Below are 25,727 nucleotides of genomic sequence, written 5' to 3' on the forward strand. Positions count from 1 at the left end.
TTGCGGGAGAGGGTTGGGGTGAGGGCCAGCGCGCACCCAACCTCCTATAAATCCTGCGAATACACCTTCACCTGCACCTCAGGAAACTCCAGCGCATCACACTGATACTGCCAGCCGAATCGCTCGTAGTAGCCGCCAAACGTTGACCACAGCCACACCGTTGCATAGCCGCGCTGGCGGGCATAGTCCAGCACGTGCTGCTGCAGGGCGGCGCTCAGTCCCTGCCCGCGCGCCGCTTCATCCACATACAGCGCGGCAACCCACGGATAGAGATCCTGACGGCTAATCAAATCGCAGCGCCAGAACCCTACCGTGCCGTGCGGCACGTCATCCTCGTCCAGCGCGACAAAGGTCACCGGAAACGCGGCACCGTTCAGGCTACTGCGTACAATGCTGTCGTAAAACGCGCGCGAGGTGCCGTCACCAAACGCCTGCCATAGCCAGTCGGTGATCTGGCTGGCGTGATGCGGCACACTGCTGAGCGGCACGATGCGCATCAGTTCAGCTCCAGCGCCAGCAGTTCCTGAATGGTCTGCGCACGGCGAATCTCACGCGGCACGCCCTGCTCAAACAGCACTTCCGGGATCAGCGGACGGCTGTTGTAGTTGGAGGACATTGATGCGCCGTAAGCGCCGGTATCATGGAACACCAGATAATCGCCGACCTGTGCCGCTGGCAGCGCGCGGGTTTCCACTTTGCCCCCTTCCAGCTGGGTAAACACATCTCCCGACTCACACAGTGGCCCGGCCACCACGCTCTCCACATGCGCCTCACCCGGCGCGCTGCCATCGGCAGGCAGCAGCGAAATATGGTGATAGCTGCCGTACATCGACGGACGCATCAGATCGCTGAAACCGGCATCCACCAGCACAAAGTGACGGCTGCCCATCTGCTTCACCGCCCGCACCTGCGACACCAGCACGCCCGACTCCGCCACCAGGAAACGGCCCGGCTCGATCTCCAGCTTCACCGCATGGCCGAGGTGCGCCGCGATACGCTCGCGCGCGCCGTTCCACAGCCCGTAATAGTGCTGCGTATCAATCGCCTCCTCACCAAAGCGGTAAGGAATCGACAGCCCACCGCCCGCCGAAATGGCCTGCAGGTCCTGGCCAAAGGCCACTACCTGGTCGACCATCGCGTCGCACACCTGCTGCAGATGGCCATAATCGACGCCGGAGCCAATGTGCATATGTAGCCCCACCAACTGCAGGCCGTGTTGCTGAATCGCCGCCAGCGCCAGCGGCAGATCGCTGTGCCAGATGCCGTGCTTACTGTTTTCGCCGCCGGTATTGGTTTTCTGGCTGTGACCGTGGCCAAAGCCCGGATTAATGCGCAGCCAGACGCTGTGACCCGGCGAAACCGCGCCGAGCTGATGCAGCATATCCACTGAGCCGGCATTCACCGGCACCTTCAGCTCGGCGATGCGCGCCAGCGTCGGCGAGTCCAGCACATCGGCGGTGAACACAATATCCTCGCCGCCCGGCTGAAAACCGGCGGCCAGCGCACGTTCGATCTCGCCGAGCGAGACCGAATCGACCTTGACGCCGGCAGCGCGCATCAGCCGCAGAATATGAATATTCGAGCAGGCCTTTTGCGCAAAGCGCACCACGTCAAACGCGCTGAGCTGCGCAATACGCTGCTGAATGATTTCGGCATCGTAAGCCCAGAACGGGCCGCTGTAGCGCTGCGCCAGCGGCAGCAGATTTGTGGCGTTAAGCGCCGTCTGGGAATCGTTAAGTGGACGTGGCATGAGCATTCTCCTGAGTCGTTGCTGTCATTTAGCCACAGCACAGTGATGCAGAAAAATATCTGTTTAAGCATCAGCTATGCAAATATGATATGGATGACATGGAGGCGACGATGGCAAAAATTAACTGGCGGCATATCGAAATCTTTCACGCGGTGATGACCAGCGGCAATCTGACCCAGGCTGCCACGCTGCTGCATACCTCGCAGCCAACGGTGAGCCGCGAACTGGCGCGGCTGGAACAGCAGCTGGGCTTACAGCTGTTTGAGCGGGTGCGCGGCCGTCTGCAGCCCACCGTGCAGGGGCTGCGGCTGTACGAAGAGGTGCAGCGCTCGTGGTACGGTCTGGATCGCATCATGGATGCCGCCGAAGGGCTGCGCAATTTCCGCCAGGGCGAGCTGTCCATCGCCTGCCTGCCGGTTTTTTCCCAGTCGCTGTTACCGCCGCTGCTGCAGCCGTTTTTACAGCGCTATCCGCAGGTGAGCCTGAATATTATTCCGCAGGAGTCGCCGCTGCTGGAGGAGTGGCTGTCGGCGCAGCGCTACGATCTCGGTCTGACCGAAACCCAGCATGCACCCGCCGGGACTGAACGCCTGGCACTGCTGACCTGTGATGAAGTGTGCGTGCTGCCGCCGCAGCATCCGCTGTGTCAGCGGGCGGTGCTGACGCCGCAGGATTTTCACGGTGAAAACTATGTCAGCCTGTCGCGCAGCGATAGCTATCGTCAGTTGCTGGATGCGCTGTTCCATGAGCAGCAGGTGGAGCGGCGGCTGGTGCTGGAGACGCACAGCGCCGCGTCGGTGTGCGCGATGGTGCGCGCCGGGGTGGGTATTTCGATTGTTAATCCGCTGACGGCGCTGGATTACGCCGACAGCGGCGTGGTGATGCGCCGCTTCAGTATTGCCGTGCCGTTCACGGTGAGCCTGGTGCGGCCACAGCATCGGCCGGCATCGGCGCTGGTCGATCACTTCTGCGACCACCTGCAGCAGCAGGTGGCCACCTTTCCGCAGCGCATCGCCCAGCGGCTGGCTTAAGCGCGCACCGTCTCGCGCTGACCGCCCGATTTGCGGAAGGTCAGCAGACAAACCACTAAGCCCGCTGCCGCCAGCGCTGCTGCCGCGACCGGCACCGCCGTCAGGCCATAGCCTTTGTCGATCACTGCGCCGCCCACCCACGCACCAAGTGCGTTACCGACGTTGAAGGCCGAGATGTTGAGCGTCGACACCAGGTTCGGCGCGTCTTTGCCGTGGCGCACCACGTTGATTTGCAGGCCCGGCACGGTGGCGAAGGTCGCCATCGCCCACAGGAACAGGGTTATCTCTGCCAGCCACAGCGCATGGCTGGTCCAGCTGAACAGCAGCGAGAACACGGCGATCAGCGAAAAGCTGAGGATCAGGCTGAACGACACTTTCCAGTCCGCCAGTTTTCCGCCAACAATGTTACCCACCGTCAGGCCAGCGCCAATCAGGAACAGCGTCCAGCTGACACCGCGATCGCTGATGCCGGTCACCTGCAGCAGCAGCGGCGCAATGTAGCTGAACAGCGCAAACATCGCGGCGGCAAAACACACCGTCATCAGCAGTGACAGCCACAGTTTGCCGTTGGCCAGCGCGCTGATTTCGCTTGCCAGGTGCACCGGTTTTTCATCTTTGTTAGTCGGCAGGCTGACGATCAGCGCGATGAACGCGAGGATGCCAATAATCGCCACGCCCCAGAAGGTGGCGCGCCAGCCAAACAGCTGACCAAACCAGGTGCCGAGCGGCACGCCCAGTACGTTGGCCAGCGTCAGACCGGTAAACATTAGCGCCACCGCCGACGCCTGACGGCTCGGTGCCACCAGGCTGGCCGCCACCACTGAACCGATGCCGAAGAACGCACCGTGACACAACGCGGTAATGACGCGCGCCAGCATCAGCAGGTTATAGGTATAAGCCAGCGCACAGAGTACGTTGCCGATGATGAAGATGATCATCAGCAGAATCAGGGTACGTTTACGCGGCAGTTTCGCGGTCAGCAGCGCCATGATTGGCGCGCCGATAGCCACGCCCAGCGCATAGCCGCTGATCAGCCAGCCCGCAGAAGGAATCGACACCTGCAGGTCACCCGCCACTTCCGGCAGTAACCCCATGATGACGAACTCCGTGGTGCCGATGGCGAACGCACTCAGCGCCAGCGCCAGTAATGCAACAGGCATAACACACTCTCCCAAAATAATTTTGCAGGCGGGCCGCACGACGAACGCCGTACGGTTAAGACAGACGCGTATCCCTCCGACAGTGCGGGGATGTTTATTTTTGAACTGCGTCACAGTCTGCTATTAAAGCACAGCCTCCGGCTATCAACCACCCGGGCGGCAGCAAGGCTATTTTGCCTGCGCGGCAATAATGCCGGCGCTAAAAAGTGTCGCTTATGCATCACTGAGACAGGACGGCGATAACAGACTACGCTTGATAACAGGTTGTGATCGCTGTCACAGCGACGGCGCTTTCTGGCGTTAAATCAGGCAGTAAAGGATGGTCGCACATTGCCGATACCCCAATGGATTGCCCGGTAATGCGGCGTCAACACAACAGGGGGACAGAGTTATGCGATGGATCATCGCGCTGGCGATCGGCGGCTTAAGCGGCTGTTCGGTCGGGCACTATGAATACAGCTCAGAAGCGGCCAGGCGCGTCGATATGACCGTTACCGGCATCCCCACCGTGCTCGGCATGGGTGCGCTGGGCACCACTATCCCCCTGACGCGCGAATATAGCCTGACGGCGGCACACGTGGCCAAATATTCGCTGTATCGGGTGAAGGCCTGGCATCCGGAGTGCGATATCGCCGTGGTTTATCATGCGAATAAAGAAGCCAATCTGCCCCCGCAGTTCCGCAACAGCCATATCGGCGACAACGTTAATCTGTATGGGTATAGCTTTATCTCCGCGCTGCCGGTGGCATCAAGCGGCAAAAATCTGATCAATACGACGCTGAGCAATGACTGGAATAAGGCCAGCTGCGTGGTGGTGGCGGCCAATGCCGGCGTGGTGAAAGGCATGTCCGGCGGCGCGGTGTATAACGCCAGCGACGACACGCTGGCCGGGGTGATTGTCGGCTATAGCAGTCGGATTGATGATAATAAGAGCGGCAAAACGCTGTTTAAAGATGTGGCGCTGTATGTGCCTTATGCGCGGTTCCAGGCGTGGCTGGATGGGGTGGTGAAGTCTTAGGTTGGGTGCGCGCTGATGCCCTCACCCCGGCCCTCTCCCACGGGGAGAGGGAGAAAACCAGAACTGACCTCTGCCACCGGGGAGAGGGAGAAACCAGAGCTGTCCTCTGCCACGGGGAGAGGGAGAAAACCACAGCTGTCCTCTGCCACGGGGAGAGGGAGAAAACCAGAGCTGACCTCTGCCACAGGGAGAGGGAGAAAACCACAGCGGCCCTCTCCCACCGGGGTACAGGCAAGTCCCCTCTCCCCATGGGAGAGGGTTAGGGTGAGGGTGAAGGCAACCTGATTACTTACCGGTCGGACGCAGAGCCGGGAACAGGATCACGTCACGAATGGTGTGGCTGTTGGTGAACAGCATGACCAGACGGTCAATACCGATGCCCAGACCCGCAGTCGGTGGCAGACCGTGCTCCAGCGCGGTGACGTAGTCTTCGTCGTAGAACATCGCTTCGTCATCACCGGCGTCCTTCGCGTTAACCTGCTGCAGGAAACGCTCAGCCTGATCTTCCGCATCGTTCAGCTCGGAGAAGCCGTTACCGATTTCACGGCCGCCGATGAAGAACTCAAAGCGGTCGGTGATTTCCGGGTTCTCGTCATTACGACGCGCCAGCGGTGACACCTCTGCCGGATACTCGGTGATGAAGGTTGGCTGAATCAGGTGCGCTTCGGCGGTCTCTTCGAAGATCTCGGTCACCACGCGGCCCAGACCCCAGCTCTTCTCCACTTTAATGTGCAGCGCGTTGGCAATCGCCACGGCTTTATCAAAGTCATCCAGATCGGCGAGGTCCGTCTCAGGACGGTATTTCTTGATCGCTTCACGCATGGTGAGCTTCTCAAACGGCTTGCCGAAATCGAAGGTGTGCTCACCGTAAGGCACTTCCGTCGTGCCCAGCACGTCCTGCGCCAGGGTACGGAACAGACTCTCGGTCAGTTCGATCAGATCTTTGTAATCCGCATACGCCATATAGAGTTCCATCATGGTGAACTCTGGATTGTGGCGCGGCGAAATCCCTTCGTTACGGAAGTTACGGTTGATCTCAAACACGCGATCGAAACCGCCGACCACCAGACGCTTCAGATACAGCTCCGGCGCGATACGCAGGTACATGTCGATGTCGAGCGCATTGTGATGGGTGATGAACGGACGCGCGGACGCGCCGCCCGGAATCACCTGCATCATCGGCGTTTCCACTTCCATAAAGTCGCGGTTAACCATGAACTGACGAATGCCGGCCATGATTTGTGAGCGAATTTTGAAGGTCTTGCGCGAATCGTCGTTAGAGATCAGGTCAAGGTAACGCTGACGGTAACGGGTTTCCTGATCGGCGAGGCCGTGGAATTTGTCCGGCAGCGGACGCAGCGCTTTGGTCAGCAGGCGCAGCTCAGAGATATGGATCGACAGCTCGCCGGTTTTGGTTTTGAACAGCTTACCGCGCGCGCCGAGGATATCGCCGAGATCCCACTTTTTGAACTGCTCGTTGTAGACGCCTTCCGGCAGATCGTCACGCGAAACGTAGATCTGGATCTGACCGCCTACATCCTGCAGGGTGGCGAACGACGCTTTACCCATGATGCGGCGGGTCATCATACGACCGGCTACGCTCACCTCAACGCCGAGCGCTTCCAGCTCGTCGTTCTCTTTGCTGTCATAGTCGGCATGCAGACGATCGGAGGTGGTGTCACGGCGGAAATCGTTAGGAAACGCCACGCCCTTTTCACGCAGCGCGCTGAGTTTTTCGCGACGCGCTTTCAGTTCGTTGTTTAACTCAAGGGCGGCATCAGCGCTCTGCGGTTGTTGTTCAGACATGTCGGTTCCTTATAGCCCTGCTTTTAAACTTGCTTCAATAAAACGGTCAAGATCGCCATCCAGTACGGCCTGGGTGTTACGCGTTTCTACGCTGGTACGCAGATCCTTGATGCGCGAATCGTCAAGAACGTATGAACGGATCTGGCTGCCCCAGCCGATGTCCGACTTGTTCTCTTCCGCCGCCTGCTTGTCGGCATTCTTCTTCTGCATTTCGTATTCATACAGCTTGGCACGCAGCTGTTTGAAGGCCTGATCTTTGTTCTTATGCTGTGAGCGGTCGTTCTGGCACTGCACCACAATGTTGGTCGGCAGGTGGGTAATACGCACCGCTGACTCGGTTTTGTTAACGTGCTGACCACCGGCACCCGAGGCGCGATAGACGTCGATACGCAGGTCGGCCGGGTTGATTTCGATGTCGATGTTGTCATCCACTTCCGGGTAAATAAATACCGAACTGAAGGAGGTGTGACGACGACCGCCGGAGTCGAACGGGCTCTTACGCACCAGACGATGAACGCCGGTTTCGGTACGCAGCCAGCCGTAAGCGTAATCACCGATGATTTTGATGGTGGCTGATTTGGTACCGGCCACTTCGCCTTCGGACTCTTCGATGATCTCGGTTTTGAAGCCTTTGGCTTCCGCCCAGCGCAGATACATGCGCAGCAGCATGCTGGCCCAGTCCTGCGCTTCGGTGCCGCCGGAGCCAGCCTGAATATCCATGTAGCAGTCGGCGCTGTCGTATTCGCCGGAGAACATACGGCGGAACTCCAGTTCACCCAGCTTCACCTCCAGCGCGTCCAGCTCGACCACGGCTTCGTTGAAGGTCTCTTCGTCGTCGGCTTCAACCGCCAGCTCCAGCAGACCCTGCACATCTTCCAGCCCCTGCTGCATCTGGTCGAGCGTTTCAACCACCGCTTCCAGCGAGGCGCGCTCTTTGCCCAGCGCCTGCGCGCGTTCAGGTTCGTTCCAGACGTCCGGCTGTTCCAGCTCGGCGTTTACTTCTTCGAGGCGTTCTTTCTTGGCATCGTAGTCAAAGATACCCCCTAAGAACGCTGCTGCGCTCGCTGAGGTCCTGGATACGATTTTTGACCGGATTAATTTCAAACATGGCTTTTCAGTCTTTTTTGACGATTCGGTGAGAGGAGATAAAAGTAACGCGCTAGTTTACCCGAAAGCGCGCCTGGTTTGTAGCTTTGCACATCAATGGCTATACCGCGTATGAACCGGCAGAAAATAATTGCGCCACTTCTGGAAACCGGCCGGTATGGCGGTTGCCAGAAATCCCGCTGTCATTCGCCACCGGCGCGGTGCGTCTTCAGAATTTTCCTACATAATCACGGCAATAAACGCCAGCTGGCGTCATTAAAACCCATGATTTCTCAGACAAAATCATTAAAACTCCACCATCAGAAATGTCTGGTTCGAAGCGTGATATAGCGCGATTAGCCTGCGCAATGCTGCGCTGTCCTGGCCATCAACCGGCCAGTGCGCACCTTATCCTTTCTGCACCCTGGCGGAATCTCAGGGGTTCGTGCTTCATCTATTGCGTTCTGTCTGTCAGCCACGTTGCTCAGGAGTATTCGTGACAGGGAAAGACTGCATTCAGGCCCGTTAACGTGAACGGGCGACAACATGCCCTGAGAGGCATGAGGAGTTGCCATGCATTATCCTGTTGTTACTTTTCGATCCTCACCGCGCCTGCTGGCGCTGATCATCCCGTTTCTGCTGAGCGCCTGTGGTGGCGGCGGCGGCGGCGGTGGTAGCGGCGGCGGCAGCACCCTGACCCCGGTCACGCCGGTCGTTGAACCTGCGGTGCCGGCTACGGCCGCCAGCAATAAAGTGGGCATCATTGACTCTGGTCTGGCCCCGGGCCGCAGCGGAATTAATTACGCCAACGTGAATTTCTCTAGTTATGTCGACAGCAACACCGCGCTGAATGACAACATGGGGATCAACGGGCACGGCACGCTGGTGGCGATGACGCTGCTGGGGCTGTCGCCTGACAGCGCGCTGTATGTGGCGCAGGCGTCACAAAATAATATTTTCAGCTACGACAATACTGCGCGCGCCGTGCAGGGCTTAGTGGCACAGGGCGTACGCATCTTCAATATGTCCTACGGTTCGCAGGAGCGCCTCACCAGCCAGCAGGCGTTAACCGATGCGCGCCAGCGCTATCAGTCGCTGTATCAGGGGCTCAACGCGGTGGCTGCGGCAGATGGGCTGGCGGTGATGATCACCGGCAACAACAGCGGCGCCACGCCGGCACCGGACGTGCTGACACCGCTGATGTATAACGACCCGCAGCTGGCGCGTAATCTGCTGGCGGTGACCGGTATCCTGAGTCATACCGGTTATGACCTGCCAGGCCGCGCAGCCGGCACCGGACCGTTTGACGCCTGCGGCGCGGCCGCCGCGTGGTGCCTGACCGCGCCGGGCTATACCGATTACCTGTATCAAAACTCCGACGGCAGCTGGGTGCAGGCGCGCAGCTACGGCACCTCGTTTGCCGCACCGCGCGTGACGGCTGCGGCCTCGCAGCTGCTGCAGCGTTTCCCGTGGATGAGCGGCCATAACCTGCAGCAAACCCTGCTGACCACCGCCACCTACCGCAGTGATGCGCACGATAACGTCGCCGACAGCGCGAACGGGCGGCCATACAATGAGACGTTCGGCTGGGGCGATCTTAACGCCGCCAAAGCCTTAAACGGGCCGGGACAATTCTGGGCAGAGGACTTCAGTGCGCGCCTCGACGGCGGCCAGTATGCGTTCAGCAATGACATCAGCGGCGATCGCGGGCTGGTGCTGGACGGCAGCGAACGCGGCGGTACGCTGCAGCTGACCGGCAACAACAGCTATCAGGGCCTGACGCAGGTCTCCGCCAATAGCCTGCTGATTGACGGTGCGATTGCCGGCAACGCGCTGGTGAACGGCAGCGGCAAACTGGGTGGCAGCGGACGCATCGGCGGCAATCTGGTCAACCAGGGATCGGTTAACGGCGGCCTGCAGGTGGCGGGCAACTATCAGCAAAGCGCCGACGGTACGCTCAACGTCACGCTGAACAATCCGCTGCGCGTGACCGGCAACGCGGCGCTTGACGGCACGCTAAACCTGGCGCCGCCCTCCGCCAGCTACGTGGTGAAACAGCAGGAAACGTTGCTGACCAGCGGCGGCGGCGTGAGCGGTCAGTTTAGCCAGGTCAATACCGGCGTATTTCTCGACGGTTCCGTCAGCTATGACGCCCACAGCGTTACCGGCCAGCTAACGCGTAAAAACACCGCCGCGGCGGCACAGGCGATGGGAATCGATAGCACCAGCGCGCAGCAAACCAGCCGCAACCTGGAGCAGGCGTTTGAGCTGGCGGACCGCTGGCAGGGTCAGGCGACGCTGAGCAGTGCGCAGCAGTCAGCGCTGGCGGCCGCAGGCGCCTTCCAGACGCTGGCGGACACCCGCAGCGCACAGGCGGCGATCAACTCCCTGTCCGGCCAGGCGCATGCCTCCGGCAATGCGGTGCTGTTCAACGCGCTTGATTATCAGACGCGCCTGCTCAACAACCGCATCGATGATGCCAGCGAACAGGGGCGCTTCGGCTTCTGGCTGGAGAGCGGTCAGCTGCGCGGTTCGCTCGATCAGGATGGCTATCTCGGCAACCGCTATCGCAATACCCTGACCGCGCTGGGTGCCGACAGCGATTTTGGCCTGCCCGGCCTGCGCCTCGGCATCGCCTGGACGCACACTCAGCTTGATGCCACCTATGACGACACCGGCGGCAACAGCCAGAACAGCCTGCAGGGCGTAATGCTGTATGGGCGCTATGCGGTGACGCCAGCCTGGTACTGGCAGGGCAATCTCAGCTATCAGCATGGACGCGACAAACTGCAGCGCCTGGTGCTGCTGGATGAAGCTGCACCGGTCTCCTCTTCCGCCCGCACTGACAGCTGGCAGGCAGCGTTACAGAGCGGCTATCGCTGGACGCTACAGGAGGATTATCGCATTGAGCCCTATCTCGGCTGGCGTGAAACCGGCCTGCAAACCGGCAGCTTCAGCGACAGCGGCAGCGCGTTTGGTCTGCAGGGCGACGGCGACAGCTATCGCCGCAGCGTCGGTTACGGTGGCCTGAATCTCAGCGCGCGCCAGGACTGGTCGGCGGGCTGGTGGAGCATGCTGAGCCTGTACGGCGAATACCAGTACGCGTTCAGCAATCCGTCGATGGACGTCAGCGCGCGCTGGAGCGGCTTCGGCAGTGGTCAGCAGAGCTTCACCATCCCGGGTATGCAGCTCGATCGCCGCTCGCAGTGGTTTGGTGCGCGGGTTGATCTGGTGCAGTCGGCACGCGCGCGGCTGTTCCTGCGTGCCGACCGCCACGTGGCCGATCGCGGCGATGAGAAGGTGCTGCGCGGCGGTGTCGACGTCACGTTCTAAAGGTTACGACTGCGGCCAGATATGGTCGATGATCAGCTGTACCGAGCGGTTGCCGCGGTATTCGTTGATATCCAGCTTGTAGGCCAGCTGCACCTGACGCACGCTGCTGTCTGGCCACAGGCTGGTGTCGACGTTAAAAGCGATACCATCCAGTAACGGGCCGCCGCCCAGCGGCTCGACCATCACCTTAAGGTGACGCTCGCCCACCAGACGCTGCTGCAACAGCTTAAACTGACCGTCGAACACCGGCTCCGGAAACGCCTGGCCCCAGGGGCCGGCTTCCCGCAGCATTTCCGCGGTGTGCAGGGTAAACTCCTGCGCATGCAGTTCGCCATCGGACCACATCACGCCCTGCAGCGCCTCGCCTTCCAGCCATTCGTCGATCAGCGCGGCAAAGCGCTGGCGGAACTCATCGTACTTCGCCTCTTCCAGCGACAGCCCCGCCGCCATGGCGTGCCCGCCAAATTTGATGATCAGCCCAGGATAGAGCGTGTCGATACGTTCCAGCGCGTCGCGCAGGTGCAGCCCGGCAATCGAACGGCCAGAGCCCTTCAGCGTGCCGTCACCGGCGGGCGCGAAGGCGATGACCGGACGGTGGAAGCGCTCTTTCAGGCGTGACGCGAGGATGCCAACCACGCCCTGATGCCACTCCGGGTGATAAAACGCCAGCCCGAGCGGCAGATCGCGATGCTGGCGCTCCAGCTCATCGCACAGTGCCAGCGCTTCGCTCTTCATACCCTGCTCAATCTCTTTACGCGTCTGATTAAGCGCATCAAGTTCGCTGGCCAGCATGCGCGCCTGGGCAATATCTTCCGTCAGCAGCAGCGCAACGCCAACCGACATGTCGTCCAGCCGGCCGGCAGCATTGAGGCGTGGCCCGACGGCAAAACCGAGGTCGCTGGCCGCCAGCTGACGCGCATCGCGGTTAGCAATCTCCAGCAGCGCGCGGATGCCGGCACGGCATTTACCGGCGCGGATGCGGCTCAGCCCCTGCCACACCAGAATGCGGTTGTTGGCATCCAGCGGCACCACGTCGGCCACGGTACCTAGCGCCACCAGATCCAGCAGTTCGGCCAGATTGGGTTCACTGCGCCCGTCGCTGAACCAGTTCTGCTGACGCAGATGGGCACGCAGCGCCAGCATCAGATAAAACGCCACGCCCACGCCTGCCAGCGAACGCGACGGGAATGCGCTGTCGCTCAGGTTAGGGTTAACGATGGCTTCTGCCGCCGGCAGCGTTTCGCCCGGCAGGTGGTGATCGGTGATCAGTACCGGAATCCCGTGCTGGTGTGCGGTATCGACGCCCGCGTGCGACGAAATGCCGTTATCCACGGTGAGGATCAGCTCCGCGCCACGCGCGCGCGCCTGCTCCACCACTTCCGGGCTCAGGCCATAGCCGTCCTCAAAGCGGTTCGGCACCAGATAATCGACGTTGCCGCCCATGCTGCGCAGCGCCAGCACGGTGAGCGCAGTGCTGGTGGCACCATCGGCATCGAAATCACCTACCACCACGATACGGCGTTGCTGCTGCAGCATCTGGTGCAGCAGCGTCACAGCGCGCTCAATGCCGCCAAGGCTTTGCCACGGCAGCAGGAATTTCGCGCCGCGTTCCAGTTCGGCGGCGTCTTTGACACCGCGCTGCAGGTAGAGACGACGCAGCAGCGGCGGTAAATCATCGGGTAACTGCGCGTCGGCCTGGGCTTCACGCCGACGCAATTCTACAGAGTGCATCACTGTGTCTTAACCACCACGCTTCTGGCCGTCCAGCACCTGCTTCAGCTCCTGCGGTCCCTGGTAGCCAGGGATCATCATGCCGCTGTCGGTGAGGATGGCGGGCGTGCCCTGAATACCAAACAGAATGCCCAGCTTGTAGTGCTGGTCGAGATTGATTTTGCAGCTCGCCGGCGCATCCATTTGCGGTGCATCGCCTTTCATTGCGGCATCAAACGCCTTGTTGCGATCGGCACTGCACCAGATGGCGGTCATGGCTTTCTCCACCTGGCCGTGCAGGCCTTCACGCGGGAACGCCAGATAGCGCACGGTGATGCCCAGCGCGTTGTAGTCAGCCATCTGTTCGTGCAACTTGCGGCAGTAGCCGCAGGTGATGTCAGTGAACACGGTGATCACGTGCTGCTCTTTCGGCGCTTTGTAGACAATCATTTCCGGTGCCAGCGCGGCGACTTTTTTCTCCAGCAGCTGATTGGTGACATTCACCGGCTGCGCGCCGCTGACATCGTACAGCGGGCCCTGAATCATGTGCTTGCCGTCTTCGGTGACGTACAGCACGCCGCTTTCGGTCATCACCGTTTTGATACCCGGTAGCGGCGACGGCTGAATTTCCGCCTGCTGCATACCCAGTTTTTTCAGTGATTGCTGAATCGCGCTGTCATCGGCATGGGCCAGCGCAGAAAAGGCGCTGACCAGCAGAGCCAGCGTCGTAACGGTTTTTTTCATCTCAAATCCTTGTTGCCGCTGCTCAGGCGCGCGGATGATGCTGTTGATGTAACTGACGCAGGCGCTCAGTCGCCACGTGCGTGTAAATCTGGGTGGTCGACAGGTCGCTGTGCCCCAGCAACATCTGTACGACGCGTAAATCGGCACCATGGTTCAGTAAATGTGTGGCAAATGCGTGGCGCAGCACGTGCGGTGACAGCTTTTCGCTGTCGATGCCGGCAAGGGTGGCATAGTGTTTGATGCGATGCCAGAAGGTCTGGCGTGTCATCTGCTGCGCGCGGTTGCTGGGGAACAGCACATCAATGGTCTGCCCGTTCAGCAGCCACGGCCGCCCGTGTTCCATATAGTGCTCCAGCCAGTAAATTGCTTCTTCACCTAATGGCACCAGCCGCTCTTTATTGCCTTTACCGATGACGCGCACCACGCCCTGACGCAGGCTGACATCACTCAACGTCAGACCGACCAGCTCAGAGACGCGCAGCCCGGTAGCGTAGAGCAGCTCCAGCATCGCTTTGTCACGCAGTTCGAGCGGTATGTCCGTTGCCGGCGCCTGTAACAGGCGCTCGACCTGATTTTCTGACAGGTCTTTTGGCAGGCGCTGCGGCAATTTCGGCGCTGATAACAGCGCGCTGGGATCGTCACTGCGCAGCTTTTCGCGGTACAGATACTGAAACAGACGGCGCATTGCGCTCAGGGTACGCGCTGAGCTGGTGGCTTTGTAACCGCCCTCAATCCGCTCAGCCAGAAACTGCTGTAAATCAGCGACTTCCAGCGTCAGCAGCGTGCGCTCATGGTGGTGCAGCCAGGCAGTCAGCGTCTGCAAATCCTGACGATAGGACGCCAGCGTGTTCTGCGCCAGGTTGCGCTCAATCCAGAGCGCGTCGAGAAACTGTTCTATCAGATCGCTGTCCTGCACTGTTGCCCCTCGCCGTGTGAAATCGTGCTCATTATGCCTGAAACTGGCCTGCTTCTGGTACAATTGCGCCAGAGTGAGTTTCAGTCAGAGCATTAATTGCATGAATATCGGTCTGTTTTACGGTTCCAGTACCTGTTACACCGAGATGACGGCGGAGAAAATCCGCGACTTTATCGGTGAAGAATTAGTCACACTGCATAACCTGAAAGATGACGATCCGTCGCTGATGGAGCAGTACGATTTACTGATTCTCGGTATTCCGACCTGGGATTTCGGCGAACTGCAGGAGGACTGGGAAGCGGTGTGGCAACAGCTGCCGGCGCTCAACCTGCAGGGCAAAATTGTGGCGCTGTACGGCATGGGCGACCAGGTCGAGTACAGCGAATGGTTCCTTGATGCGCTGGGTATGCTGCACGAACTGCTGCTGCCGATGGGCGTGCAGTTTGTCGGTTACTGGCCGCTCGACGGCTACCAGTTCACCAGTAAAAAACCGCTGACCGCCGATGGTCAGCAGTTTGTCGGTCTGGCGCTCGACGACGTTAATCAGTTTGAGCTGAGCGAAGCGCGCGTCGAGCAGTGGTGTGAACAGATTCTGACCGAAACCGCCGCGCTGCTCTAATGCGGCGTCGCGCCATCCAGCAAAAAACAGCGGGCGCGTAACGCGCGCCACGCGTCGGGCGGCATGCTGTCGTGCAGCAGCCACAGCCGCCAGCGCTGCCCGCGACGGTTACGCAGCACCAGCAACACGCCCCACGGTAGCCAGTCCGGCTGCCGTTGCGCCTGCCAGCGCTCACCGCGCCAGTACCAGTCACCCTTGTCATCCAGCATGAGCGCTCCGCAGCGCTGCTGCAGGCGACGCGCGTTACGCCAGTACTGCAGTGTCAGCAGGATCACTACCGCGACCTGAACCCAGCCCCAGCCCGCCGGCCAGCGGCAGCTCAGCAACAGCGCGCCACCCAGCCCGAACAGCGTCACATTCAGCGCCCGCGCGCTGCGTGACGCGCGCAGATCACATTGCCACCGGCCCGCGTTCACGGTTGCGCTGCTGAATCAGTTTCACCATGCGTTTGAACTCGGGATCGGCCGGTTCGCCGTGGTTCATCATCCAGTTAAACAGGTCCGGATCGTCGCTCTTCAGCAGCGCGACAAACACCTGCTTGTCGCTGTCGCTCAGCGAATCATACTCATATTTAAAGAACGGCATGATCGAGACATCCAGCTCCAGCATGCCGCGACGGCATGCCCACTGGACGCGCGCTTTGTCATGAATATCCATGTGTCTTCTTCCACAGCTGATAACAGTGGCGCTCAGTGTACCTGCTTTTTCGCCGCGCTGCAGGCGTGCAACCGGACGCTGCGCGCGATGACGCACAGCAATGCCACCGGTTACAGGGTTATCACGCGATTTGTGCGCCAGATTCCGCAAACAGGTTGCAATGGCGCACTGCTCTTTTAACATTGGTAAGCATATTACTGGATAAACCTTATTGATCAGGACGGACTCATGCCGATTTTCACCCTTCCGCCTCGCCAGCCCGCTGCGGCGTCGCGCCTGCCTTTAACGCTAATGTCGCTCGACGAGTGGGCGCTGGTATCGGTGCAGGGCAAAGATAGCACCTCTTATCTGCAGGGTCAGCTGACGCTGGACGTGGCGGCGCTGGACGCAGCGCAGCATCGCCCGGCAGCGCACTGTGATGCCAAAGGCAAAATGTGGAGCAATCTGCGTCTGTTCCATCGTGGAGAAGGTTATGCCTATGTTGTGCGGCGCAATCTGCGCGAGCAGCAGGTGACCGAACTGAAGAAGTATGCGGTGTTCGCCAAAGTGACCATTGCGGCCGATGATGACGCAGTCCTGCTCGGCGTTGCCGGTTTTCAGGCGCGCGCCGCGCTGGCTAACGTTTTCGCCACGCTGCCGGATGCCACAACCCCAGTGGTACAGCAGGATGACACCACCCTGCTGTGGTTCGCCGAGCCAGCCGAGCGTTTTCTGCTGATCACCACGCCGGCGCAGGCCGAAGCGCTGCAGCAGAAGCTGGCCGGGGAAGCGCAGCTGAATGACAGCACGCAGTGGCTGGCGCTGGATATTGCGGCGGGCGTGCCGGTGATCGACAGCGCCACCACGGCGCAGCTGATTCCGCAAGCCACCAACCTGCAGGCGCTGGATGCCATCAGCTTTAAAAAAGGCTGTTATACCGGCCAGGAGATGGTGGCGCGCGCCAAATTCCGCGGCGCCAATAAACGTGCGCTCTACTGGCTGGCGGGCAGCGCCAGCAAAGTACCGGACGCAGCCAGTTCGCTGGAGTTGCAGATGGGCGACAAATGGCGTCGCACCGGCACGGTGCTGAGCGGCGTACAGCTGGATGATGGCAGCGTGTGGGTGCAGGCGGTGCTGAACAACGATCTGGAGCCGGATAGCGTGCTGCGCGTTGAAGGCGATGAAAGCGGGAAGCTGACCATTCAGCCGCTGCCCTATTCGCTGGAAGAGTAACGGTTACGGCTGGTATGCCGCAGGGTCGCCATCAGTGGCGACCCTGGCCTTGTTACATCACGTAAAAATAGATGGCGCAAAAGTGCAGCACGCTGCCGCCCAGCACGAAACCGTGCCAGATGGCATGATTGTACGGGATACGGCGCGACACATAGAAAATTACCCCGAGTGAATAGACAATCCCGCCCGCCGCCAACAGCCAGACGCCGCCGGCCGACAGTTTGGTTGCCAGCTGATAAATCACTACCAGCGACAGCCAGCCCATGCTGAGATAGGTCACCAGCGACAGCACTTTAAAGCGATGCGCAATGGTCAGCTTAAAGATGATGCCCGCCAGCGCCAGACTCCAGATCACCACCATCAATCCCTGCGCCAGCGGCGATTGCAGCCCGACCAGCAGAAACGGCGTGTAAGTCCCGGCGATCAGCAAATAGATGGCGCAGTGGTCAAATTTCTTCAGCCAGTATTTGGCACGCTGATGCGGAATGGCGTGATACAGCGTCGAGGCGAGGAACAGCAGAATCATGCTGCCACCGTACAGGCTATAGCTGGTAATGGCAGTGATATTCGCCTGCATTTCAACGGCCTGGGTCAACAGCAACACCAGCCCCACGATGCCAAACACACAGCCCAGGCCGTGGCTGATGCTGTTGGCGATCTCTTCGGCCAGTGAATAGCCCTGGGCAATAAGTCGGTTCTGTACCATGGCGTCGGATTCCTGAACATCGTAACGAAAGTTGTGCTTTTTCTGTGCACCAGAGTAGCGAAGAACAATTTCAGAGTACACATGTACGCTAAAATTATTCTGTGAAGAGGTGTGACAACCCAGCGGCAAACCAATCTGTTACACTGAGGCTTCTTTTTGCCGTGAGCGCCGCCCGAATGTTTTCACACAGCGACCTGTCCCGTTTGAATGACCTTGAGATGCAGGTTTATCACTTCATCATCAAACACCGGGAAAGTGTCAGTTATATGACCATCCGCGAACTGGCGGCGCAGGCGGGCGTCTCGACCACCACGGTGCTGCGCTTCTGCCGCAAAATGCACTGTGACGGCTGGTCAGAATTCCGTATCCGTTTTCGCCTGGCGCAGGAGGAAAGCGCGCCGGTGCTGCTGCCCTCCGGTGTCGGTGAAATGCTGAGCTTTTTTAAAAGCATCAATAACGCAGAATTTGATCAGCAGATTGCCACCGCGGCGCAAATGATTATTGAGGCTGAGCACATTTTCTTTATTGGTGCTGGTACTTCAGGCAGCCTTGGCAAATATGGTGCGCGCTATTTTTCTAATATTGGCAAATTCAGCCATCACATCGATGATCCTTATTACCCGGTGAGTAAGAGCGCCTGGGAAAATGCGCTGGCGATTATTTTATCCGTCTCTGGCGAAACCGAAGAGATCCTGCGCTTTGCCAGTCAGTTCAGTCTGCATCACTGTAAAATCATCTCCATCACCAATCACGACAACTGCTCGCTGGCGAAAATGGCGGATTTCAATCTCTCCTATCATGTGCCGCAGGAGAAACTGCCTGACCGCTACGATATTACCACCCAGGTACCGGTGATTTATATTCTGGAGACGCTGGGCCGTTATATTTCCCGCCTCACGCAGGTATAAAACAGCCTGTTTTTCGGCGGTAACAAGTCACATTTCCGCGCCGGTGTTATAGCGTGACTTTGCTATTTCAGTTGTTACACTGCGGGCAGTATTATTTTCGCCAACAGCGTGACGAGGTATTGAAATGAGTGAAGGATTGCAGTTACCCAGCGGATTTCTCTGGGGCGGCGCGGTGGCAGCCCATCAGGTTGAGGGCGGCTGGGATCAGGGCGGCAAAGGCGTCAGCATCGCCGATGTTCTCACCGGCGGCGCACACGGCGTTGATCGCGTCATCACGCCCGGCGTCCAGCCCGGCCAGCACTATCCCAACCATCAGGCGGTGGAATTCTATTCACACTACAAACAGGACGTGGCGCTGTTTGCTGAGATGGGTTTCAAATGCTTCCGCACCTCAATTGCCTGGACGCGCATTTTCCCCAACGGCGATGAACTGCAGCCCAATGAAGCCGGCCTGCAATTTTACGATGACCTGTTTGATGAACTGCTGAAATATGGCATCGAACCGGTGATTACCCTGTCGCACTTTGAGATGCCATATCATCTGGTTAAAGAGTACGGCGGCTGGGCTAATCGCAAAGTGGTCGATTTCTTTGTGCGCTTCAGTGACGTGGTGATGACGCGCTATCGCCACAAGGTGAAGTACTGGATGACCTTCAATGAAATCAATAACCAGCGCAACTGGCAGTATCCGCTGTTCGGCTACTGCTGCTCCGGCGTCGTGTTCACTGAGCATGAAAAGCCGGAGCAGACAATGTATCAGGTGATGCATCACCAGTTCGTCGCCAGTGCCAAAGTGGTGAAGCGCGGCCACGAAATCAACCCGGATTTCCAGATTGGCTGCATGATCGCCATGGTGCCGGTCTATCCGTTCTCCTGCCATCCGGACGACGTGATGCGCGCGCAGGAGTCGATGCATCAGCGCTACGTGTTCAGCGACGTGCAGATGCGCGGCGCGTACCCGGCTTATACGCTGAAAGAGTGGGCGCGCAAGGGCTATCACATTGAGATGGAAGCCGATGACGCCGAAACGCTGCGTCAGGGCTGCTGCGACTACATCGGTTTTAGCTACTACATGAGCAACGCGGTGGACACCAAAGCCAGCGGCGTCGACGACCCGATCACCGGCTTCGACGGCGTAGTGCCTAACCCGCATGTGAAAGCGTCCGACTGGGGCTGGCAGATTGATCCGGTCGGCCTGCGCTACGTGCTTAACGCGCTGTATGAGCGCTACCAGAAGCCGCTGTTTATCGTTGAGAACGGCTTTGGTGCCATTGATAAAGCCAATGCTGAGGGCGTAATCGAAGATGACTACCGCATTGATTATCTGCGCGCGCACATCGAAGAGATGAAAAAAGCGGTGGCGCTGGATGGCGTTGATCTGCTGGGCTATACGCCGTGGGGCTGCATCGACTGCGTCTCCTTTACCACCGGCCAGTACAGCAAGCGCTACGGCTTTATCCACGTCGATAAAAACGATGACGGCAGCGGCAGCTTTGCCCGTTCGAAGAAGAAGAGTTTCGCCTGGTATCAGCAGGTGATTGCCAGCAATGGTGAAGTGCTGTAACCGCTTATAGCGCGCGACGTATAAATGTGCGCCGCGCGCAGACAGGCTGTGAAGTGCGGCTCAACGGCCGCCTGATGCATCAATAAAGCTGCCGGTGACGTATGAAGCGGCGTCACTGGCCAGCCAGACGATGGCGGCAGCGATCTCCTCCGCCTGGCCGCCGCGCTGCATCGGCAGCGATGCCGCGAGACGATCAACGCGCCCCGGCTCGCCGCCGTCGGCATGCATATCGGTGTAGATCAGCCCTGGCCGCACGCTGTTGACGCGAATCCCCTGCGCCGCCACTTCCAGTGACAATCCTCTGGTCAGCGTATCCATCGCGCCTTTCGACGCCGCATAATCGACATACTCATTGGGCGAGCCGGTACGCGCGGCCGCTGACGAGACGTTAACAATGGCGCCGCCCTGGCCGCCGTGTGCGGTGCTCATGCGTTTTACCGCTTCGCGGCAGCAGATAAACGTGCCGGTGACGTTGGTTGCCAGCACGCGCTGAATGCGCGCAGCATCCAGATCCTCAACCCGGCACTGGGAGAAGAGAATACCGGCGTTATTCACCAGCACGCGCAGCGCGCCCGGCTGCTGATCCAGCTGGCGGAACATGCGCACCACCTGCGCTTCATCGGCAATATCCGCCTGTAAGGCAAACGCGCTGCCGCCCTGCGCTTCGATATCTGCTACCACCTGCAACGCTTCTGCTTCGCGCTGCCGGAAATTGATTGCCACGCGATAACCCGCCTGCGCCAGCAGCAGCGATGTTGCCCGTCCAATTCCGCGGCTACCGCCGGTGACCAGTGCCAGATCCATATGCTTTTCCCATAAAAAAAGGCCGAAAAATCGGCCTTGAGTATTACTGAAGGGTTTGGATTACGCCTGCAAATTACTGGTATTCGCTCATCGGAACGCATGAACAGAACACATTGCGATCGCCAAACACATCGTCGAGACGCTTAACGGTCGGCCAGTATTTGTTGGCGCTGCCGGCCGGGAAGACCGCCAGCTCGCGGCTGTACGGATGAGTCCAGTCGCCGACGATTTCCATCTGGGTATGCGGTGCATTCACCAGCGGGTTGTCGTCAGCCGGCCATTCACCGTCGGCTACGCGATCGATTTCCATGCGGATCGCCAGCATCGCGTCAATAAAGCGGTCCAGCTCGATTTTGCTCTCGGACTCAGTCGGCTCGACCATCAGCGTGCCGGCGACCGGGAAAGACATGGTCGGCGCATGGAAGCCATAGTCGATCAGGCGTTTCGCGATATCCAGCTCGCTGATGCCGGTCTGCTCTTTCAGCGGACGAATGTCGAGAATGCACTCATGCGCCACGCGGCCGTCGCGGCCGGCGTACAGAATCGGGTACGCCGACTGCAGCCGGCTGGCGATGTAGTTGGCGTTGAGAATCGCCACCGAGCTGGCCTGCTTCAGCCCTTCGGCACCCATCATGCGAATGTACATCCAGCTGATGGGCAGAATAGATGCACTGCCGAACGGCGCCGCAGAAACCGCGCCCTGCTGGGTCAGCACGCCGTCAATCTGCACCACGCTGTGGCCCGGTACGAATGGCGCCAGATGCGCTTTTACCCCGATCGGCCCCATGCCCGGACCGCCACCGCCGTGCGGAATGCAGAAGGTTTTGTGCAGGTTGAGATGCGACACGTCAGCGCCAATGTAGCCAGGCGTGGTGATCCCAACCTGCGCGTTCATGTTTGCGCCGTCGAGGTACACCTGGCCGCCGTACTGATGCACGATCTGGCACACTTCGCGAATGGTCTCTTCGTAGACGCCGTGCGTCGACGGGTAGGTCACCATGATGCACGACAGCGCGTCACCGGCCTGCGCTGCTTTTTCACGCAGATCGCCGAGATCGATGTTGCCCTGCTTATCACAGGCCACCACCACGACCGCCATGCCCGCCATCTGCGCGGACGCCGGGTTAGTGCCATGCGCCGAGCTCGGGATCAGACAGATCGTGCGGCCCGCTTCATTACGGCTCTCATGATAGCGGCGGATGGCCAGCAGACCGGCGTATTCGCCCTGCGCACCAGAGTTCGGCTGCATGCACAGCGCATCGTAACCGGTGAGCTGAACCAGCCACTGGGACAGCTGGCCGATCATCTGCAGATAACCGCTCGCCTGCTCTGCCGGGCAGAACGGGTGCAGTTCAGCGAATTCCGGCCAGGTGATCGGAATCATTTCGGCGGCGGCATTCAGTTTCATGGTGCATGAGCCGAGCGGGATCATCGCCTGATTCAGCGCCAGATCCTTTTTCTCCAGGCTGTGCATGTAGCGCATCATCTCAGTTTCGCTGTGATGACGGTTGAACACCGGATGGGTAAGGAATTCGCTGGTACGCTGCTGGCCTGCCGGAATGGCGCTGTTTTCCGCCGCCACTGCGGCGTCCAGCGCCTCGATATCCTGGCCGTGCGCGTCGCCCAGCAGAATGGCAAACAACGCCAGCACGTCTTCACGCGTGGTGGTTTCATCCAGCGTGATACCGACCGCATTGAGGATATCGCTGCGCAGGTTGACGCCGAAGCTCAGCGCACGGTTCAGCACCGCCGCTTTGTCCGCGACTTCAACGGTCAGCGTATCGAACCAGCTGTGATGGCGCAGCTTCAGGCCGCCGTTTTGCAGGCCTGCTGCCAGAATCGAGGTCAGACGGTGAATGCGCGAGGCGATGCGCTTCAGTCCGGCCGGGCCATGGTAAACCGCGTACAGGCCGGCGATATTCGCCAGCAGCACCTGGGAAGTACAGATGTTGGAGTTGGCTTTCTCACGGCGGATGTGTTGTTCGCGCGTCTGCATCGCCATGCGCAGTGCAGTGTTACCTGCGGCATCGCGTGACACACCGATGATACGGCCCGGCATGGAGCGCTTGTGCTCATCACGGCTGGCAAAGAAGGCCGCGTGCGGACCGCCGTAGCCCATCGGTACGCCAAAGCGCTGGGCGGAACCAAAGACGATATCAGCACCCTGTTTGCCCGGCGCTTCCAGCTGCACCAGCGCCATGAAATCCGCCGCCACGCTCACCACCACTTTGCGGCTTTTCAGCTCAGCAATCAGTTCACGGTAGTCGTGCACTTCTCCGCTGGTACCGACCTGCTGCAGCAGCACGCCAAACAGATCGTCGTGCTCGCGGGCTTTTTCGGCGCGATCAATAATCAGCTCAAAGCCAAAGGTTTCGGCGCGGGTGCGCACCACATCCAGCGTTTGCGGATGGATGTCATCGGCGATAAAGAATTTGGTCGCGTTTTTCAGCTTGCTGACGCGTTTAGCCATCGCCATCGCTTCGGCGGCCGCGGTGGCTTCATCCAGCAGTGAAGCTGAAGCAATATCCAGCCCGGTGAGATCGAGCGTCAGGGTCTGGAAATTGAGCAGCGCTTCCAGACGGCCCTGCGACACTTCCGGCTGATATGGCGTGTACGCCGTGTACCAGCCCGGGTTTTCCAGCATGTTGCGCAGAATCACCGGCGGGGTGATCACGGCGCTGTAACCCATTCCAATCCAGGATTTGTAACGCTGATTCTGGCTGGCAATGGCTTTCAGCTCTGCCAGCGCCTGCTGTTCAGTCGCGGCATCGCCTACCGCCGGCGGGCCTGGCAGCTGGATATCAGCAGGCACAATTGAAGCGATCAGCGAAGCCAGCGAGCTGGCACCAATCGCTTCCAGCATGGTGGCCTGCTGCGCGGCATCAGGACCGATATGGCGCTCAATAAAAGCACCGTTATGTTCGAGCTGGCTGAGAGTCTGGGTCATTTACAGTACATCCTGAATCGGGCTGGGTGACAAAATGGCATTAAATCAGGCAGATAAAAAAGAAGGCGCCGCAGTGCAGCACCTTCAGAGACTACCGGTTACTCGTCGATGGACTTTTTATAGGCCTCGGCATCGAGCATCGCGTCGAGCTCGGACTCGTCGCTGGCTTTGATGCGGAACAGCCAGCCGGCGGCGTACGGTTCGCTGTTCACCAGCTCCGGGGCATCGCCCAGCTCTTCGTTGACCGCCACGATTTCACCGCTCAGCGGGGCATAGATATCCGATGCCGCTTTCACGGATTCGGCTACCGCACAGTCGTCACCGGCGGCAAAACTGGCGCCCACGTCAGGCAGGTCGACAAACACCATGTCGCCCAGCAGTTCCTGCGCGTGTTCGGTGATGCCCACGGTAAACGTACCGTCAGCTTCTTTCCGCACCCACTCGTGGCTATCACGGTACTTCAATTCATTTGGCACATTGCTCATCGCCATTTCTCCTGAAAAAAAATTACTGAGCGACCGGCTTGCCGGCGCGAACAAAAATAGGTTTAGTCACTTTCACCGGCATTTCACGATTGCGGATTTCAACGATCGCCTGCTCACCGATACTGGCCGGCACGCGCGCCAGCGCAATGCTATAGCCCAGCGTTGGCGAGAAGGAGCCGCTGGTAATGATGCCCTGCTGCGGCTGGCCCTGCGCATCGGTAAAGCGCACCGTCAGACCGTTACGCAGCACGCCTTTTTCGGTCATCACCAGCCCGACCAGTTTTTCCGTGCCGTTCTCGCGCTGCGCTTCCAGCGCTTCACGGCCAATGAAATCACGGTCGCCGGGCTCCCAGCTGATGGTCCAGCCCATGTTGGCGGCCAGCGGCGAAACGCCTTCATCCATCTCCTGACCATACAGATTCATGCCAGCTTCGAGACGCAGCGTATCGCGTGCGCCCAGTCCGGCTGGTTTCACGCCCGCGGCCAGCAGCTGCTGCCAGAAATCTGCGGCCTGAGCGGCAGGCAGGGCGATTTCATAACCGGCTTCACCGGTATAACCGGTCGTGGCGATAAACAGATCGCCGGCCTGTACGCCAAAGAACGGCTTCATGCCTGCAACCGCGTCACGCTGTGCCGCGCTAAACAGGCTCTGTGCTTTTTGGTGCGCGTTCGGTCCCTGTACGGCGATCAGCGCCAGATCGTCACGCTCGGTGAGCGCAACCCCAAACGGCTGCGCATGCTCAGCGATCCACGCCAGATCCTTCTCGCGCGTGGCGGAGTTGACCACCAGGCGGAAGAAATCTTCGCTCATAAAGTAAACAATTAAATCATCAATGACGCCAGCTGAAGCATTCAGCATGCCGGTATAGAGGGCTTTGCCGGGCTGAGTCAGTTTGGCGACGTCGTTGGCCAGCAGGTAACGCAGAAATTCACGGGTGCGCGCGCCGTGCAGATCGACAATGGTCATGTGGGAAACGTCAAACATTCCGGCATCGTTGCGCACCGCATGGTGTTCATCCATTTGCGAGCCGTAGTGCAGCGGCATCATCCAGCCGTGGAAGTCCACCATGCGGGCACCGCAGGTCTGATGCTGTTCGAATAGAGGCGTTTGCTGAGTCATAACCATCCTGTGAAGACAAGTGAGTGTGACGCGCCTGCGCCGTCAGTTTTGAGCGACGCAAACGTTCTCTTTACACTGAAGTTACCACCGAATCCGGCAATTAACCATAAGGAAAACGAGGGTGAAACCTTATCATCCTTTGGGCTGCCCC

22 protein-coding genes are annotated in these 25,727 nt (G+C 59.5%); 7 read left to right on the forward strand and 15 right to left on the reverse strand.

What is annotated here, in order from left to right:
• Window positions 1-44: 44 nt before the first annotated feature.
• Window positions 45-497, reverse strand: a complete 453-nt coding sequence (locus tag OXR61_RS15620; RefSeq protein ID WP_021506687.1) for a GNAT family N-acetyltransferase — start codon at window positions 495-497, stop codon at window positions 45-47.
• Window positions 497-1,750, reverse strand: coding sequence for a diaminopimelate decarboxylase (gene lysA, locus OXR61_RS15625; protein WP_021506686.1), 1,254 nt, complete (start codon window positions 1,748-1,750; stop codon window positions 497-499). The genes OXR61_RS15620 and lysA overlap by 1 nt, the downstream gene beginning before the upstream one ends.
• A gap of 110 nt (window positions 1,751-1,860) precedes the next feature.
• Between lysA and OXR61_RS15630 the strand changes: the two genes are divergently transcribed.
• Window positions 1,861-2,781 carry a LysR family transcriptional regulator gene (locus OXR61_RS15630; RefSeq protein ID WP_021506685.1) on the forward strand — a complete coding sequence of 307 codons (921 nt, stop codon included), beginning with the start codon at window positions 1,861-1,863 and terminating at the stop codon, window positions 2,779-2,781.
• On the opposite strand, the gene OXR61_RS15635 is transcribed toward OXR61_RS15630, so the two are convergent.
• Window positions 2,778-3,941 carry an MFS transporter gene (locus OXR61_RS15635; RefSeq protein WP_021506684.1) on the reverse strand — a complete coding sequence of 388 codons (1,164 nt, stop codon included), beginning with the start codon at window positions 3,939-3,941 and terminating at the stop codon, window positions 2,778-2,780. The two genes, OXR61_RS15630 and OXR61_RS15635, sit on opposite strands and share 4 nt — an antisense overlap.
• Window positions 3,942-4,332: 391 nt before the next feature.
• Here OXR61_RS15635 and OXR61_RS15640 point away from each other — a divergent pair, with 391 nt between their 5' ends.
• Window positions 4,333-4,959, forward strand: a complete 627-nt coding sequence (locus OXR61_RS15640; RefSeq protein WP_021506683.1) for a hypothetical protein — start codon at window positions 4,333-4,335, stop codon at window positions 4,957-4,959.
• A gap of 285 nt (window positions 4,960-5,244) precedes the next feature.
• Here OXR61_RS15640 and lysS read toward each other — a convergent pair whose 3' ends face one another.
• Together lysS and prfB are read right to left on the reverse strand one after the other, a co-directional pair.
• Window positions 5,245-6,765, reverse strand: a complete 1,521-nt coding sequence (lysS, locus tag OXR61_RS15645) for a lysine--tRNA ligase (RefSeq protein ID WP_021506681.1) — start codon at window positions 6,763-6,765, stop codon at window positions 5,245-5,247.
• Between the two features lie 9 nt (window positions 6,766-6,774).
• Window positions 6,775-7,873, reverse strand: a protein-coding gene (gene prfB, locus OXR61_RS15650; RefSeq protein WP_152999247.1) for a peptide chain release factor 2 whose coding sequence is annotated in 2 segments (ribosomal slippage) — window positions 6,775-7,797 and window positions 7,799-7,873 — 1,098 coding nt in all. Because the reading frame shifts where the segments join, the coding sequence is not laid out codon by codon here.
• A 551-nt stretch (window positions 7,874-8,424) separates the two neighbouring features.
• On the opposite strand from prfB, the gene OXR61_RS15655 reads away from it, so the two are divergent.
• Window positions 8,425-11,184: an autotransporter domain-containing protein gene (locus OXR61_RS15655; protein WP_241798531.1), complete on the forward strand. Its 2,760-nt coding sequence runs from the start codon at window positions 8,425-8,427 to the stop codon at window positions 11,182-11,184.
• A gap of 3 nt (window positions 11,185-11,187) precedes the next feature.
• Here the strand turns inward: OXR61_RS15655 and recJ are convergent, their stop codons facing one another.
• The 3 genes from recJ to xerD are packed head-to-tail and all read right to left on the reverse strand — an operon-like array spanning window position 11,188 to window position 14,554.
• The gene (gene recJ / locus OXR61_RS15660) at window positions 11,188-12,915 is read right to left on the reverse strand and encodes a single-stranded-DNA-specific exonuclease RecJ (protein WP_021506678.1); all 1,728 of its coding nucleotides are present in this window, start codon (window positions 12,913-12,915) and stop codon (window positions 11,188-11,190) included.
• A 9-nt stretch (window positions 12,916-12,924) separates the two neighbouring features.
• Window positions 12,925-13,638, reverse strand: coding sequence for a bifunctional protein-disulfide isomerase/oxidoreductase DsbC (gene dsbC / locus OXR61_RS15665; protein WP_021506677.1), 714 nt, complete (start codon window positions 13,636-13,638; stop codon window positions 12,925-12,927).
• Window positions 13,639-13,660: 22 nt separating this feature from the next.
• On the reverse strand, window positions 13,661-14,554 hold the full coding sequence (gene xerD, locus OXR61_RS15670; protein WP_021506676.1) for a site-specific tyrosine recombinase XerD: 894 nt from the start codon (window positions 14,552-14,554) through the stop codon (window positions 13,661-13,663).
• 100 nt (window positions 14,555-14,654) lie between these two features.
• Here xerD and fldB point away from each other — a divergent pair, with 100 nt between their 5' ends.
• Window positions 14,655-15,173: a flavodoxin FldB gene (fldB, locus tag OXR61_RS15675; protein WP_021506675.1), complete on the forward strand. Its 519-nt coding sequence runs from the start codon at window positions 14,655-14,657 to the stop codon at window positions 15,171-15,173.
• Here fldB and OXR61_RS15680 read toward each other — a convergent pair.
• Window positions 15,170-15,589 carry a protein YgfX gene (locus OXR61_RS15680; RefSeq protein ID WP_021506674.1) on the reverse strand — a complete coding sequence of 140 codons (420 nt, stop codon included), beginning with the start codon at window positions 15,587-15,589 and terminating at the stop codon, window positions 15,170-15,172. The genes fldB and OXR61_RS15680 overlap by 4 nt on opposite strands.
• Window positions 15,564-15,830: an FAD assembly factor SdhE gene (gene sdhE / locus OXR61_RS15685; protein WP_010616925.1), complete on the reverse strand. Its 267-nt coding sequence runs from the start codon at window positions 15,828-15,830 to the stop codon at window positions 15,564-15,566. The genes OXR61_RS15680 and sdhE overlap by 26 nt, the downstream gene beginning before the upstream one ends.
• A 228-nt stretch (window positions 15,831-16,058) precedes the next feature.
• Between sdhE and ygfZ the strand changes: the two genes are divergently transcribed.
• The gene (gene ygfZ, locus OXR61_RS15690) at window positions 16,059-17,042 is read left to right on the forward strand and encodes a tRNA-modifying protein YgfZ (RefSeq protein WP_021506672.1); all 984 of its coding nucleotides are present in this window, start codon (window positions 16,059-16,061) and stop codon (window positions 17,040-17,042) included.
• A 52-nt stretch (window positions 17,043-17,094) separates the two neighbouring features.
• Here the strand turns inward: ygfZ and OXR61_RS15695 are convergent, their stop codons facing one another.
• Window positions 17,095-17,748, reverse strand: coding sequence for a hemolysin III family protein (locus OXR61_RS15695; RefSeq protein ID WP_021506671.1), 654 nt, complete (start codon window positions 17,746-17,748; stop codon window positions 17,095-17,097).
• A 176-nt stretch (window positions 17,749-17,924) separates the two neighbouring features.
• Between OXR61_RS15695 and OXR61_RS15700 the strand changes: the two genes are divergently transcribed.
• Together OXR61_RS15700 and OXR61_RS15705 are read left to right on the forward strand one after the other, a co-directional pair.
• Window positions 17,925-18,656, forward strand: a complete 732-nt coding sequence (locus OXR61_RS15700) for a MurR/RpiR family transcriptional regulator (protein WP_031279481.1) — start codon at window positions 17,925-17,927, stop codon at window positions 18,654-18,656.
• 124 nt (window positions 18,657-18,780) lie between these two features.
• Entirely contained in the window at window positions 18,781-20,220 is a 1,440-nt protein-coding gene (locus OXR61_RS15705; RefSeq protein ID WP_031279480.1) for a 6-phospho-beta-glucosidase, read from the forward strand.
• Between the two features lie 60 nt (window positions 20,221-20,280).
• On the opposite strand, the gene OXR61_RS15710 is transcribed toward OXR61_RS15705, so the two are convergent.
• The 4 genes from OXR61_RS15710 to gcvT form a co-directional block, all read right to left on the reverse strand.
• Window positions 20,281-21,024 carry an SDR family oxidoreductase gene (locus tag OXR61_RS15710; protein ID WP_021506668.1) on the reverse strand — a complete coding sequence of 248 codons (744 nt, stop codon included), beginning with the start codon at window positions 21,022-21,024 and terminating at the stop codon, window positions 20,281-20,283.
• 73 nt (window positions 21,025-21,097) lie between these two features.
• The gene (gene gcvP, locus OXR61_RS15715) at window positions 21,098-23,971 is read right to left on the reverse strand and encodes an aminomethyl-transferring glycine dehydrogenase (RefSeq protein WP_021506667.1); all 2,874 of its coding nucleotides are present in this window, start codon (window positions 23,969-23,971) and stop codon (window positions 21,098-21,100) included.
• 98 nt (window positions 23,972-24,069) lie between these two features.
• Window positions 24,070-24,456 (reverse strand): glycine cleavage system protein GcvH, encoded by a 387-nt coding sequence (gene gcvH / locus OXR61_RS15720; protein ID WP_021506666.1) that lies wholly within the window; start codon window positions 24,454-24,456, stop codon window positions 24,070-24,072.
• Window positions 24,457-24,478: 22 nt separating this feature from the next.
• Window positions 24,479-25,576 (reverse strand): glycine cleavage system aminomethyltransferase GcvT, encoded by a 1,098-nt coding sequence (gene gcvT / locus OXR61_RS15725; protein ID WP_021506665.1) that lies wholly within the window; start codon window positions 25,574-25,576, stop codon window positions 24,479-24,481.
• Window positions 25,577-25,727: the final 151 nt, after the last annotated feature.

The organism is Pantoea sp. GM_Pan_4 (genome assembly GCF_026541005.1).
Lineage (GTDB): Bacteria > Pseudomonadota > Gammaproteobacteria > Enterobacterales > Enterobacteriaceae > Pantoea > Pantoea dispersa.